The organism is Aquimarina sp. RZ0 (assembly GCF_008370685.1).
Lineage (GTDB): Bacteria > Bacteroidota > Bacteroidia > Flavobacteriales > Flavobacteriaceae > Aquimarina.
Window position 1 is genome coordinate 1 of record NZ_VTZU01000118.1, and the last position, 14139, is coordinate 14139.

Genomic DNA, 14139 nt, shown 5'->3' on the forward strand with positions numbered 1-14139 from the left:
TTAGAGATTTCCATATTGGTTAAGGGGGTAGAAAATTCGCTCTTATCGGTATTCAGTAAAATATAAGCATTGCGATAAGCTTGAGAGGTATGCTTTCCTTTGTGGATGATATTCAATAAATCTGTGCATTCTTCTTTGGTTAAGCTAACTTTATATCTAATACCCATTTTAGTTTTTTTTCAAAGATACTAAATTACGCCTATTTAAACTTGACTTGACACTAGTTTGGAAACGCAAAAAACAGCTTGTGAATCATTTGCTCAAAGAAAAGGCTTAAATGTTTCTGCCTTCTTTGGTGGTACTTATGAATCCGCTAAAAGTGATGAACGGAAAGAATTCACTAAAATGCTTAATTATGTTAAAAGAAAAAAAGACATTTCGTACATTATAGTATATTCTTATGAACGCTTTTCGAGAACAGGAGCAAATGGAGCTTACATAAGCGATCAACTCAAAAAACAAGGAATCGTAACCTTATCTGCAACTCAAGATTTAGATCCATTATCCTCTTCAGGTAATTTTCAACAGAATATGTTCTATATGTGGGGGCAATTTGATAATGACCAACGAAGAGATAAGTCAGTAACAGGAATGCAGAAGAAACTGCGCGAAGGTCACCGGATATGGCTTACTCCTTTTGGGTATACCAACCTAAATCCTGGCAATGGTAAAACTCCTCATTATGTAATTAATGAACAAGGAAAATTACTTAAAAATGCTTTTTTATTGAAAGCCAATCATAATATGGCACATACTGAAATTGCACAAAAGCCAAAAGAAAAAGGGCTACATATTACAGACAAAAAACTGAGTAAATACTTCAGAAACCCGTTTTATTGTGGTATTATCATAAATTCTTTACTACCAGGAGAGGTAATCGAAGGAAAACATGAAGCTATGATTCCCAAAGAAACCTTTCTTAGAATACATAATTTATTAAATTCCAGAGAAGAAGGCGTAAAATACACCTTAGAAGATAACAATTTACCCTTAAAAATGTTTATTCGGTCAGCTTCTTGCAATACTCCATACACTGGTTATGTAGTAAGAAAAAAGGGATTATATTATTATAAGAACCGAAGAAAAGGGAGCAAAGAAAACAAGAGTGCTAGGATAATGCATTTGCAGTTTAAAAACCTCTTAATTTCTTTTTCCTTACAAGATAAAAATTATATCCCTCCATTTAAAGAGATACTCACCTATACATTTCTTGAAATGAATAAAGAACTTATAGCCGATATGAAGAGAAAAGAGGTTGAATTTAAAAAGATACAAACTAAATTAGATCGCTTAGAAGAAAGGTTTGTTTTTGATGAAATTTCAAAAGATCAATATGATAAATTCAGACACAAACTGGAAAGTGAAAAGCATGAAATTGAGGAGTTAATTGGAAAAAATGATTTTAAGAGTTCGAACCTCGAAAAATCTATAGATTCAGCTTTACAATATTCGTTGAATCTCCCATCATTATGGGAATCAGGAGACATTCAAACAAAAAGAGCATTGCAATACATGATATTTCCTGATGGAATCTTGTATGATTTCAAAAATGATGCATTTCGAACCCCAAGAGTGAACTTGATTTTTGACTCAATCAGCTTATTATCACATAATTTAGAAGAAATAAAAAAAGGGAATCAACATTCTTTGAATGAAGATTCCCTTTTAGTGGGCGCTAAGGGATTCGAACCCCTGACCCCTTGGGTGTAAACCAAGTGCTCTGAACCAACTGAGCTAAGCGCCCTTTATTTTGTTTAACAATCATTGTTCCTGATTGCGGATGCAAATATAAGACAGTTTTAGAGTCTACCAAAAGATTTTTAAATAAAAATTAAATTATTTCTGCTACTACAAAAGTGCTACCTCCCACATAAATCAGGTCCATACTCGTAGCTTTCTGTAACGCAGATTTATACGCTATTTCAACCGTAGGATAACAACCTCCTTTCAACCCAAACTCTAATGCCTCTTTCTGTAAAATTTCTTCATCCAAGCCTCTGGATATATCCGGTTTTGTAAAATAATAATTTGCATTAGAAGGAAATATTGGTAAAATACTATACAATTCTTTATCATTTACCATTCCCAAAACAATATGCAGACGCTCATATTGTTCAGCCAACAATTGCTTCATAATTGACCTTAACCCGTCTTCATTATGAGCTGTATCACATATCACCTTTGGTCTTTCTCTTAAAACATGCCATCTACCTCGTAAACCTGTAGTAGAGATAACCGAATTGAGTCCTTTTCTTATATTTTCTTCAGAAACATTCCATCCCTGTTTTTGTAAAACCGAAATCACCTGTAAAGTAGTTCTCATATTTTCTTTCTGATAATTACCTTTCAGATCTGTTTCAAACAAAACATCTTTATATGTATCCGCCATAAAAAGTTCGCTTTTACATAAAAACGCCTTTTCTTTAAAGATTTTTTTAGTCTCTAGTGCAGTACTACCAATTACAACCGGAATACTTTTTTTTATAATACCCGCTTTTTCTATAGCAATCTGTTTCAAAGTATTCCCTAAAAACTGAGTATGATCTATTCCTATATTCGTAATTACAGAAACCTCTGGCGTAATAATATTGGTAGAATCTAACCTCCCCCCTAATCCTACTTCTACAATAGCAATATCTACTGTTGAATCTGCAAAATATTGAAAAGCTAAACCAACGGTCATTTCAAAAAAAGACAGCTGTTTTTCCTCAAAATATGTTTTATGTACTTCTATAAAATCTATAACATATTTTTCAGAAATTTCCTGACCGTTTATTCGGATACGCTCTCTAAAATCCTTCAGATGAGGAGATGTATATAGTCCTACTTTGTAACCTGCTTGTTGCAAAATAGAGGCCAGCATATGACTTGTAGATCCTTTCCCATTAGTTCCTCCAACATGGATACTCTTAAAACTATCTTCCGGATTCTTTAAATACGAAGCTAATTGAAGCGTATTCGTTAGATCCGCTTTATACGCAGTTGCTCCTTGACGTTGATACATGGGTAATTGGGCAAACATCCATTCCAGTGTCTCCCTGTAGTTCATTTTATTCTCCTAAACTAAAAGTTATTTCTATAAAACCTATTTGCTTCACAGGTGCTTTAGGATCAGGTTTCCATTTAAATGTCAATGCTGTTTTTTTTGCTGGTTCTAACAAACAAGAGGCACTATTTGTAGTTCCTTTAACCCCTGGTATTGCCTGAATAACTCTACCGCTTCTATTTACAACAATCTTAACAACCACACGACCTGATTCATTACAATTTTGCTTTATTGCTGAACCTGAAGCTTTCCCTCTACCATTAAGACCATAACCTACACCATTACCCAAACCACCTTTTCCCGGTTGTCCGTAATAACTATTAGCATATGGGTTTCCGTTAGGATCTCCTTTATCACCCGGTTTACCATCATCTCCTTCTCCTCCCTTGACTTTACCATCACTTTTTAGGCCATTAGAAAAGCTATCTAAAATATCTAAAGTAGATTTGTCAGGTTTAGGATCTGGTTTTTTTTCTTCTACATTCTCTACGGGCTTTTCTTCTACTTTTTCGACAGGTTTTTGCTCGGTAGGTTTATCTTTCGGAGTTTCTTTTGGTTTTTCTGCTTTTTTCTTGGGCTCTTTTTTAGGTTTTTCTTCTATTACAGGAGCATCCTCGGTATCTTGGGTAATTACTTCATCCGTTACCTCAGAGATCTCTGGTTCTGATTCTGGCTCTACTTGAGGAGTTTCTGGAGTAGTTTGTTTAGGTGATGACTGAATTGCCTCTGGAGGTTGTACATCTCCCGACCCGGTAGATGTGGTTCCAAAATTAACAGCAATGCCGCTTTCAGGTTCGGGATCTAAATAACCCAACCCTAAATAGAATAATAAAAAGATAATCATCACGTGCAAAATTGTGGTAATTATGAAAGACTTCTTTTTATGTTTTGTATCTAGTTTCAGCATTAATTATTCTGGTTTTACTGCTAATATTACTTTAAATTTATTTCTATTTGCTATATCCATTACATTTACAGCTTTCTCTATCGGAACTCCCTCTTCTGCCCTAAGAATAATTGTCGGTTCTTTCTGCCCGGACAGCCTTGACTTTAAAGTAGATTCTAATCTACTCTGACTAATACGCTCATTATCTATATAGTATTGCAACTTGTTGGTTATACTCACAGATATATTTTGCACATTGGAGCTTTTGCCGTTAGCTTTTGGCAATATTAAATCCAATGCTTCTGGCGTAATTGTAGGTGAAGTTAATAAAAAGAACACCAATAACAGGAATACAATATCTGTCATAGAGGACATACTAAACTCAGGACTTACCTTATTTCTACCTCTTAAATTCATATTATGCAGGTTCGTTTAAAAGATCGAGAAAATCCACAGCTGTAGCTTCCATCTGGTGAACAACTTTATCTGTTCGTACCACCAAATGGTTGTACCCAATATAAGCGACAATACCAACCACAAGACCTGCCACTGTAGTTGTCATAGCCGTATAAATACCTTCTGCAAGAGATCCCATATCCGCACTTCCTGAACTGGATGCCAAATTATGGAATGCTAAAATCATACCTATTACTGTTCCTAAAAAACCAATCATAGGAGCTGCACCAGCTACTGTTGCCAGAATACTTACATTTTTTTCTAATTTATATACTTCCAGCTTTCCTGCATTCTCTATAGCAGTATTAATATCTTCTAGAGGATTACCGATTCTCGAAATTCCTTTTTCTGTGAGTCTGGAAACCGGGTTATTTGTTTGTGCACATAATATTTTTGCGGCTTCAATTTTACCACTTGTTACATTATTTTTAATCTGATCCATAAAATTCTCATCAAATTTAGACGCCGCTTTTATGGCAAAGATTCTTTCGAAATAAATATAGACTGCTACAAAAAGTAAAACAAAAAGTATGCCTATAATAAGTACTCCTGCAGTTCCTCCACTAAGCAATAAATCGATAATTGATAGTGTTTTTTCTTCTGCTTCAGGATCAACTTCTTTAGTGTTTTGGGCAAACATGCCTAGCATTAATAAATGGGTCATATATGTTCTTGTTTATTTAGTGTTAGTATACTAACGTGATTTCTATAGGTTAAGTATAACTTTTTTAAAGCTATAATATATAAATTATTCCCAGAAGTCCAATACCTCCAAGCACAATAGTGTAGGGTAATGCCATTTTTACCATTCTTCCGTATGACAATCCTATTAGAGGTGCCAGAGAAGAGGTTAACAAAAATAAAAATGCTGCCTGACCATTAGGTGTTGCTACACTTGGTAAGTTTGTTCCTGTATTAATGGCTATGGCTAATTTTTCAAATTGTTCTCGGGTAATTACTCCATTATCAAAGGCTTGTTTCACCTCTCCTATATACACGGTAGCCACAAATACATTGTCGCTAATCATAGACAACACTCCATTTGCCACATAAAACATAGAAGGTTGTTTTTCTGGATCCAGAGATAATGCCCAGTCAATAATAGGTGTAAATAGATGTTGATCGTGAATCATGGCTACGATTACGAAGAAAACCACTAATAATCCAGTAAAAGGTAATGCTTCTTCAAAAGCTTTTCCTAAATGATGTTCCTCTGTGATCCCCATAAAAGCAGTCTGAACTATGATTAGTGCTAAACCGATAAAACCAACAGGTGCTAAGTGGAGTGCCAGACCTATTATCAATAATATGGCTGATACAGCTTGTACTATCAGACCATATTTAGATTTATCAGATCGATTTGCATCTTCCTCATCTGTATAATTTTCAATAATTCTTCTGGCAACTTCGGGAAGTTTTGCCCCAAAGCCAAATGACCCTGTTAGCTCTAATACTATTGTGGTAACTAATCCAGCTGCTAAAACAGGTAGTGATATAGGTGCCATCTTTAGAAAAAATTCAATAAAATCCCATCCCATTCTTTCTCCAATAAGCAAATTTTGTGGTTCTCCTACCAAGGTACAAACTCCTCCAAGGGCAGTTCCTACAACCCCATGCATTACCAAACTTCTTAAAAAACTTCTGAATTGTTCTAAAGTATCTCCACTTAATTCTTTTCGATCCAATGTACCGTCCTGATCAAAATCAGAATCTGACATAGAATGTATTTTGTGGTACACCCCATAAAAACCAACAGCCACACTTATTAATACCGCTGTTACTGTTAAGGCATCGAGAAAAGCAGACAATACAGCTGCCAAAAATGCAAATAACAAGGAGAGCACCATTTTAGATTTTATTCTGGTAAAAGCCTTACTGAAAATATACATTAACAATGGTTTCATAAAATAAATCCCTGCTACCATAAAAACCAGAAGTAGAACTACTTCTAGATTATGTTCTACCTCCGTATACGCATTCTCTGGAGTGGTAAGGTTTAATGCTAAAATCTCTATCGCCAAAAGGCCACCTGATTGTAATGGATAGCATTTTAATGCCATCGCAAGTGTAAAAATAAACTCTCCAATAAACACCCAGGCGCAAATCGTAGGATTAATCAAATAGATAATGACATTACATATCAAAAACCCTATCATTATTGCTTTAAACCATTTTGGACTATTTCCTAAAAAATATTTTAACATAATTATATACTTGGTTATTTTTTTCTATTATATTAATTGCTTGAGCGCTATCTCAAACGCTGTTCTACTTATATTTATTTTAGCCGGATCTTTATCAAACACCTTTTTTATAGCATCTTTTATGGTCTGTGATGTATCCTTAAAAATAGCTTCATCTGTCATCGCTACTCTTCTTTCCATAAAATATGCAAATACTCTTGCCATTCCACAATTAGAAATAAAATCCGGGATCAGACTTATTCGTTCATCTGTATATTCCATAATAGGTCCGAAGAAAATTTCTTTATCCGCAAAAGGCACATTAGCACCGCATGAAATCACTTCTAATCCAGCTTGTATCATTTGATCTATCTGATCCTTTGTAATCAATCTAGAGGCAGCACAGGGTACAAATATCTCTGTGGGTAAAGACCATATTTTTGCGTTTAATTCTTCAAAAGGAATTAGCTTCTCATCATACAACTTGTTTCCTTTTTTATTAAGATATAGATTCTTTATCTCTTCAAAAGAAAAGCCCTCTTCACAAATTAACCCGCCCGCATGATCAATAATACCTATAATACGAACACCCATTTCAGAAAGGTAGTATGCCGCTGCAGAACCTACATTTCCAAAACCCTGAACGATCGCCTTTTTGCCTTCTACTGTTCCACCATAAATTGTATAATAATGTCTTACAGCTTCTGCAACACCATATCCTGTGATCATATCAGCAACCGTATATTTTCCGGATACATTGGGAGAAAAGGTAGTATTTTCTAATACTTTTATAACACCCTGACGCAACTGTCCGATTCTATTTATTTTATCCGCTTCTGTTGGTTGAAAATGACCATTAAAAACACCCTCCTGAGGATGCCAGACGCCACAGTTTTCGGTAATGGGGATTACTTCATGAATTTCATCTACATTAAGATCTCCTCCTGTACCGTAGTAACTTTTTAATAAAGGGGACACTGCTTTATACCATCGCTCCAATACTCCTTTTTTTCTAGGGTCATTGGGATCAAAATTAATTCCGGACTTGGCTCCTCCAATCTCGGGACCAGAAACAGTAAATTTTACTTCCATGGTTTTTGCAAGTGATAATACTTCATTCAAATCTAATCCCTTTCGCATCCTTGTACCTCCTCCGGCAGCTCCACCTCTCAAGGAATTAATAACAGTCCACCCTTCTGCTTCTGTTTCGCAATCTCTCCAGTTAAAAACAATTTCTGGGGTTTTATTTTCGTATTTTTTTAATAATTCTTTCATTTTTAAAACTTCAACCTATTCAGATACACCATAAAAAATCAGGATCATAACTTAAATTATATCCTTTTTCAAATAAATAATTTGTTTCCTTCACAGTGTCAGCGTTGTCTCATATTCTTTCAACTTTCTAATACATTGAATTAATCTCAAAAGTGAATTCACAAATATAAAAAACTAAATAGGTCAAATGCTCAATTAATAATAAAATAACATATCAAAAATTAATATGCTGTTCAATCTTGAAATTAATCTAAAAAAATGAGGAAACCGAAGTTCTCAAACCTACAAATTATCAGCTATGGATAGAAAATATCAAAAAACAAAAAAAATACCAAAACTATCACATTATCGTCTATATTTGTATAATCAACAAAAATATCGGGTTTATCTCGAATTATTTTCATTAAAACATAGAATTTGCGTGTTATGCGCGCACAGTAAATCAAGATTAAATATGGACTTTAAACTATCTGAAGAACAATTAATGATACGCGATGCAGCTCGTGATTTTGCCAAAGCTGAATTGCTTCCAGGTGTAATTGAAAGAGACAACAAACAAGAATTCCCTACAGAACAGGTTAAAAAAATGGGAGAATTAGGATTTCTCGGTATGATGGCATCACCAGAATATGGTGGTGGCGGAATGGACACCCTCTCTTATGTACTGGTGATGGAAGAACTCTCTAAGATTGATGCTTCTTGTTCTGTAATAGTATCTGTAAATAATTCTTTGGTATGTTGGGGTCTTGACACCTATGGTAATACTGAGCAAAAAAAGAAATATCTTACAAAATTAACTACTGGAGAATCTATAGGAGCATTCTGCCTATCTGAACCTGAAGCAGGAAGTGATGCTACTTCGCAAAAAACTACGGCTATCGATAAAGGCGATCATTATGTTCTTAACGGAACTAAAAACTGGATCACAAATGGAAGAACATCTGATTATTATTTAGTTATTGCACAAACAGATAAAGAAAAGAAACACCGTGGTATCAATGCTTTTATTGTTGAAAAAGGATGGGAAGGTTTTGAAATTGGGCCAAAAGAGGATAAACTAGGGATCAGAGGTAGTGACACCCATTCATTAATATTTAATGATGTAAAAGTGCCAAAAGAAAATCGAATAGGCGAAGATGGATTTGGTTTTAAATTTGCCATGAAAACATTAGCAGGAGGTCGTATAGGAATTGCAGCCCAAGCATTAGGCATAGCTACAGGTGCTTATGAATTAGCAAAGGAATATGCTAAAGTTAGAAAAGCTTTTGGTACTGAAATTATGAATCATCAGGCAATCGCTTTCAAACTTGCTGATATGCACGTGCAAATTGAAGCTGCCAGAATGTTAGTTTATAAAGCAGCAATGGACAAAGATAATCACGAAGATTATGATTTATCCGGAGCAATGGCAAAACTTGCAGCTTCTCAGGCAGCAATGGATGTTTCTATAGAAGCAGTACAAATACATGGAGGTAATGGTTTTGTAAAAGAATACCATGTAGAACGCTTAATGAGAGATGCTAAAATAACACAGATCTATGAAGGTACAAGTGAAATACAAAAAATTGTAATTTCCAGAAGCATCCTAAAGAATTAAAACCTTATATTATAACTTAAAACACATATAAGCTATCTAATCCGATAGCTTTTTTTGTACATTCGTTGCGTAACACAAACTCAAAAATCATGAAAATCTTTTCTAAAATCATAGCGATCATGCTATGCTCCTTACTATACATTCAATGTACAGAAGAAAAACACACAACAAATGCTCAAGAAATAGGTCTTGAAACAGAAAATAAAAACAATTTCTCTGGTAAACTAAACATACAGAATAGTACTATTATCTATACTGCAAAAGCCAACGCTGAATTAGCTTTTAATATATCCCTAAAAATTGACAAAACACTAATAGAAGCTACTATTAATTATGAAAACGAAAGTATTCTTATCAATGGATACGACAACATACTTACAGAAACACAAAAAGGAGCACTATTAACTACGGGAAAGGTAATTGCTGATTATATTCTCGAAACTAAAGAAGGAGAGATCTCTATGACAGCCTATGCTCTTTTAAGTATGGTAGAATATATAGGAAAATCTCCTGTCAATTACATCTATTCTAAAAGAAATATAAAATCTGCGAAGAATATTACAAATCTAAAAAGTCGTAATGAGGGTATTACCTGCATCAGAAAGAATTCTTATGTCAATGCAGAATATGACGATTCAAGAGGGACTCATAAGGATCGAGTAAAAGTAGGAAGCAAAGCTCGAAAAAACTATGGATGTATGGGTAGATGTGGTAGTGACTGTGGTAGATGGTGGATTCCTAGTGCATGGACAAAAGACTGTATGGATCACGACCAATGTAGCAATATAAATAATGCCAGCGGTGGAAGTCGCGACAAAAATTGTGGTGATGAATTTAATGAAGCCGCAGATGACTATATTTTTGGTGTGATCCGTGGATGTAGAGGCTGAAAGCAGTAAGGCTTATGTATAACACTCTGGTTTAAAATTGCTTATTAAAATTTGCTCTTTTTCGTTTATTTGTCAACATAAAAAGAAGCTATAGCTATTTTACTTCCTTTTTGTCTAAACAAAAAATTGTTGCCTTTTATTTTAAAAAGTCTACTCCTCAGAAACGAAACAATACAAATATATCAGTATTTAACCCATTCTGTATTTAGACAAAATACTATTGATGTATTCTTTAACTCGTCAGTTTAAACACTGGATAAAATTTTTATTGGATGTCTCGAATTGATGCTTTTTTAATATAATTATTTCTAAATGCACAATAGATCAGTATCTATACTTTTTTTATAATCAGCAAAAACTTTAGTTTATAACAAACACCTATCTATAAATACCACTCATGTATATTGTAGTAAACTACCTCGGGGCAAGGATACGAGGCATTTTTTGTCCATCATAATTCTGGAATAATGCTTTTCTTTTTTTGATATATTTCTGGTTAATTTGTATCGCTTCCTGTGTAATCGTTTCTGATACTTCAAACCCAAAATACTTAACACCTTTAGCCTTTTTCATGATTTCCTTTAAATGCTTGCAATTTCCAAGACCAATTTCTAATATTTTATTTCTCTTTTCTAATTGTAAGGCAATGATAGAATCATTAATCATATTTTTATTACTTTTATTCATTATTTTCCCTAAAATTTTACCTTCCTTTCCGTGAGGTCGCATGAGCTGTAATGCCAATTGATTCAATTCTATATTTTTCATTTATTAACTTTTAATAGTTTAGCAAAATTGAGGGTCGCAAATTTTAGATTATAATAACTATTTGCTATTACTTCGTCTAATGTTACAATTTCTTTTAGGATTGAACACACATAACTAATCTGCAATGTCTCAAGAGATTTCAAAGAAATATCTACTACACCACAAAATGCAGCTACAGACACATTAGCATTTTTCCCACTTTTGATCACTCCCTTTATTGTCTTACCAGAAATAGTTTGTTCGTCTAATTTACCCTCTCCTGTAATAATCCAATCTGCATCTTGTAACTGTGTGTCTAGTTGTGCTATTTCTTTCACCAATTCTATCCCTGGAGTTAATTCGGCTTTTAGGAAAGTAAGCGCGGCAGCTCCCATACCTCCAGAAGCTCCTGCTCCTTTTTCTTTTTGTAAATCCACACCAAACTGAACTGTTAACAATTCTGCCATATGTATTAATCCTTTATCTAGATATTCTACTTCTGTATCAGAGGCTCCTTTTTGTTTTGCATATATTTTTGCTGCTCCATTAGCTCCATATAATGGATTATTTACATCACACGCAATTTTAAAATTGATATTTAATAGATTAGGATTCACGTTATCAGTCATAATCGTGGCTATAGAAGACAAATTTTTCCCTACAGGAATTACAACTTCTCCATTACTATCTAAAAAACGATATCCCAAAGCACTTGCCATGCCAATACCACAATCATTGGTACTACTTCCCCCAATACCTAGAATAATAGTTGTTGCGCCTTTACTTATTGCATCTAATATTAATTCTCCTGTTCCATATGTAGAGGTATTCATACAATTTTGATCCACCTTCTCTAATAATTTCAAACCAGATGCTTCAGCCATTTCTATATAAGCGGTCTTGGTTATCCTGTCAAACACATAACTTGCTTTAATTTCTCGAAAAAGAGGATCCTTTACTGGTACTATAATTTTATCGCCTTTTAGATAATATCTTATCACCTCCATTGTTCCATCGCCTCCATCGGCTAATGGAAGCTTAACAATTTTTGCATCTGGCATTACAGCGAGTAATCCCTCTTCTACCGCATCACAAAATTGAAAACCATCCAAAGATCCTTTGAACTTATCGGAGGCTATTACAAATTTCATTCTTCTATAAATTATTTAAAACGCTTTTGGCAATAGCCAAGCAATAATTACTATCAATATAAAATAGCTGATCAATAGAGCTACCTCTTTTTTTCCTTTATAAAAAACTGTTTCTAATCTAATCTCCTTTTTACCAGCCATAATCATACTGGCTCCATAGCCAATTATTATTGTTACCAAACACCCAATGGCGTTCCACCAGAACCAAAATATTGCTGGCACAAATAACCATAAGTATATATTACATAGCACCCCGGATATAATTCCGATATTTGCTCCAAATGCGTTTGCTCTTTTGGTGAGGATTGCCAATATGAATACTGCCAAAATAGGCCCATAAAAAACAGAGCTTATTTTATTAATCACCTCGATTACGGTTCCTTCTATATTTCCGGCAAAAAAAGCAAAGAATAAACAAACGACACCCCAAAAAATCGAAAGTACTCTAGAATATTTTACATAATCCTTACTAGAAAGATCTGTTTTATATCTCTTTACAAAATCTTCCATGGTTACTGCGGATAATGAATTTACAGTAGAACTTAGTGTAAACATTGCCGCAGACATAATGGCAATAATCAAAATTCCTATAATTCCGTTTGGGAGATAATGGATAATAAATACGGGGACCATCAAATCAGCCTTCTTGCCTTCTAAAGAATCAAAATTAGATTGATATACTGTATTCATAACCTGCATAAAACCTACATCTGTCATTAATAAAGTTCCTAGAACTAATCCCATAACACAGTAAGTTAAAGTTACCGGAAATCTAAATAAGCCATTGGCTAGCAATAACTTTTTGATAGTAGGCATATTATTAGCAGATAATAATCGCTGAGATTGTGTTTGATCTGTCCCATAATAGGATGCATATAAAAAGAAACCTCCTATCACCATGGGCCAAAAACCAAACTCATCTTGTTTATCAGCATTATCAAATCCCCACTTAGAAAAATCCACAGCGGTCAGTCTACTTTTATCTACATTAGTTAGAAAATTATCGATCCCTCCGAGTTCACTAATACCATATATCAAACAAATAATAATTCCTAGAAACAAAATAATCATTTGTATAACATCTCCCCAAATCACTGCCTTCATTCCACCTTGATAGGAATAAATCAAGGTAATAACCCCTATAATTAATACTGAAACCCAAAAATCAATACTTATAGTTGCTTGTAAGATCAAGGACATCGTATACTGTCTCTAGAGCCCTAAAAGATCATAGTGGCATTAGTATTAAAACGAAACAAAGAGTACAATTACTTGCTAAAGAACTAAATTATGTCCCCAATAGTATTGCCCGAAACTTAAGAAATAGCAGTAGCAAAACTATTGGTGTAGTTATTCCTAATTTACAATTAGATTATAGTTCTAGGATAATCAATGGTATGATCCAAGAGTCAAGAGAAAAAGGATACCAACTTGTCATTTCAGAATCTGATCATAGTTATGAACTCGAAAAAGATATTATCATTAGCATGATTAAATCTGGTGTTGACGGTATTCTTCTTTCCCTCACCAATTTTACAAAAAATATTGATCACGTACTTGAAGCCATGGAACATTGCCCAATTGTTTTGTATGATAAAGTATCTGATAAAGTACCTTGTACAAAAATCATTGTTGATGATGAGATAGGAGCAAAAAAAGCTGTAGAACATCTTATACAACAAGGAAAGAAAAACATATTATATATTAATGGCCCTGATCATTCTTTTAATGCAAAAAAAAGATTAAAAGGCTACAAAAGTGCTTTACAATCAAACAATATTATAGTAATACGATTTATAACTAAAAATTTCGCATATTCATCGTTTCTTTTTCCTTTCTACTTCGTTTAAAAAATAAACCGTAGCTATAGCTATGCTTGATTTTTTTGCCTTGCATAAAGAAAAAATA

The 14139-nt window shown here is 33.9% G+C and carries 13 protein-coding genes and 1 tRNA gene; 4 read left to right on the forward strand and 10 right to left on the reverse strand.

Annotation, left to right across the window (positions count from 1 at the left end; genetic code table 11):
* The first annotated feature begins 225 nt into the window (after positions 1 to 225).
* A complete protein-coding gene (locus F0000_RS25560; RefSeq protein WP_149627557.1) occupies positions 226 to 1710 on the forward strand; it encodes a recombinase family protein in 1485 nt (494 codons plus the stop codon).
* Here the strand turns inward: F0000_RS25560 and F0000_RS25565 are convergent.
* The 7 genes from F0000_RS25565 to F0000_RS25595 all read right to left on the reverse strand — a co-directional run bounded on the left by F0000_RS25565 (position 1670) and on the right by F0000_RS25595 (position 7846).
* A tRNA-Val gene (locus F0000_RS25565) sits at positions 1670 to 1744 on the reverse strand. The genes F0000_RS25560 and F0000_RS25565 overlap by 41 nt on opposite strands.
* Before the next feature lie 87 nt (positions 1745 to 1831).
* Complete coding sequence (locus tag F0000_RS25570) at positions 1832 to 3049, reverse strand: folylpolyglutamate synthase/dihydrofolate synthase family protein (protein ID WP_149627546.1); 1218 nt, start codon at positions 3047 to 3049, stop codon at positions 1832 to 1834.
* Position 3050: 1 nt separating this feature from the next.
* On the reverse strand, positions 3051 to 3953 hold the full coding sequence (locus F0000_RS25575) for an energy transducer TonB (protein ID WP_149627547.1): 903 nt from the start codon (positions 3951 to 3953) through the stop codon (positions 3051 to 3053).
* A gap of 3 nt (positions 3954 to 3956) precedes the next feature.
* The gene (locus F0000_RS25580) at positions 3957 to 4349 is read right to left on the reverse strand and encodes a biopolymer transporter ExbD (protein ID WP_149627548.1); all 393 of its coding nucleotides are present in this window, start codon (positions 4347 to 4349) and stop codon (positions 3957 to 3959) included.
* 1 nt (position 4350) lies between these two features.
* Positions 4351 to 5037 carry a MotA/TolQ/ExbB proton channel family protein gene (locus F0000_RS25585; RefSeq protein ID WP_149627558.1) on the reverse strand — a complete coding sequence of 229 codons (687 nt, stop codon included), beginning with the start codon at positions 5035 to 5037 and terminating at the stop codon, positions 4351 to 4353.
* An 85-nt stretch (positions 5038 to 5122) separates the two neighbouring features.
* Positions 5123 to 6598: a sodium/proton antiporter NhaB gene (gene nhaB, locus F0000_RS25590; protein WP_304505300.1), complete on the reverse strand. Its 1476-nt coding sequence runs from the start codon at positions 6596 to 6598 to the stop codon at positions 5123 to 5125.
* A gap of 21 nt (positions 6599 to 6619) precedes the next feature.
* A complete protein-coding gene (locus F0000_RS25595; RefSeq protein ID WP_149627550.1) occupies positions 6620 to 7846 on the reverse strand; it encodes a Glu/Leu/Phe/Val dehydrogenase dimerization domain-containing protein in 1227 nt (408 codons plus the stop codon).
* A 454-nt stretch (positions 7847 to 8300) separates the two neighbouring features.
* Here F0000_RS25595 and F0000_RS25600 point away from each other — a divergent pair, with 454 nt between their 5' ends.
* Together F0000_RS25600 and F0000_RS25605 are read left to right on the forward strand one after the other, a co-directional pair.
* Positions 8301 to 9443 carry an acyl-CoA dehydrogenase gene (locus F0000_RS25600; RefSeq protein WP_149627551.1) on the forward strand — a complete coding sequence of 381 codons (1143 nt, stop codon included), beginning with the start codon at positions 8301 to 8303 and terminating at the stop codon, positions 9441 to 9443.
* 89 nt (positions 9444 to 9532) lie between these two features.
* Positions 9533 to 10333 (forward strand): hypothetical protein, encoded by an 801-nt coding sequence (locus tag F0000_RS25605; RefSeq protein WP_149627552.1) that lies wholly within the window; start codon positions 9533 to 9535, stop codon positions 10331 to 10333.
* A gap of 414 nt (positions 10334 to 10747) precedes the next feature.
* Here the strand turns inward: F0000_RS25605 and F0000_RS25610 are convergent, their stop codons facing one another.
* From F0000_RS25610 to F0000_RS25620, 3 genes are read right to left on the reverse strand one after another with little or no spacing between them, the layout of a single operon-like run.
* Positions 10748 to 11101, reverse strand: coding sequence for a hypothetical protein (locus F0000_RS25610; protein WP_149627553.1), 354 nt, complete (start codon positions 11099 to 11101; stop codon positions 10748 to 10750).
* Positions 11098 to 12231 (reverse strand): glycerate kinase, encoded by a 1134-nt coding sequence (locus tag F0000_RS25615; protein ID WP_149627554.1) that lies wholly within the window; start codon positions 12229 to 12231, stop codon positions 11098 to 11100. Before F0000_RS25615 ends, F0000_RS25610 begins: the two co-directional genes overlap by 4 nt.
* A 15-nt stretch (positions 12232 to 12246) precedes the next feature.
* Entirely contained in the window at positions 12247 to 13431 is a 1185-nt protein-coding gene (locus F0000_RS25620) for a sodium transporter (RefSeq protein ID WP_149627555.1), read from the reverse strand.
* On the opposite strand from F0000_RS25620, the gene F0000_RS25625 reads away from it, so the two are divergent.
* Complete coding sequence (locus tag F0000_RS25625; protein ID WP_149627556.1) at positions 13410 to 14081, forward strand: LacI family DNA-binding transcriptional regulator; 672 nt, start codon at positions 13410 to 13412, stop codon at positions 14079 to 14081. The genes F0000_RS25620 and F0000_RS25625 overlap by 22 nt on opposite strands.
* The last annotated feature ends 58 nt before the right edge of the window (positions 14082 to 14139 follow it).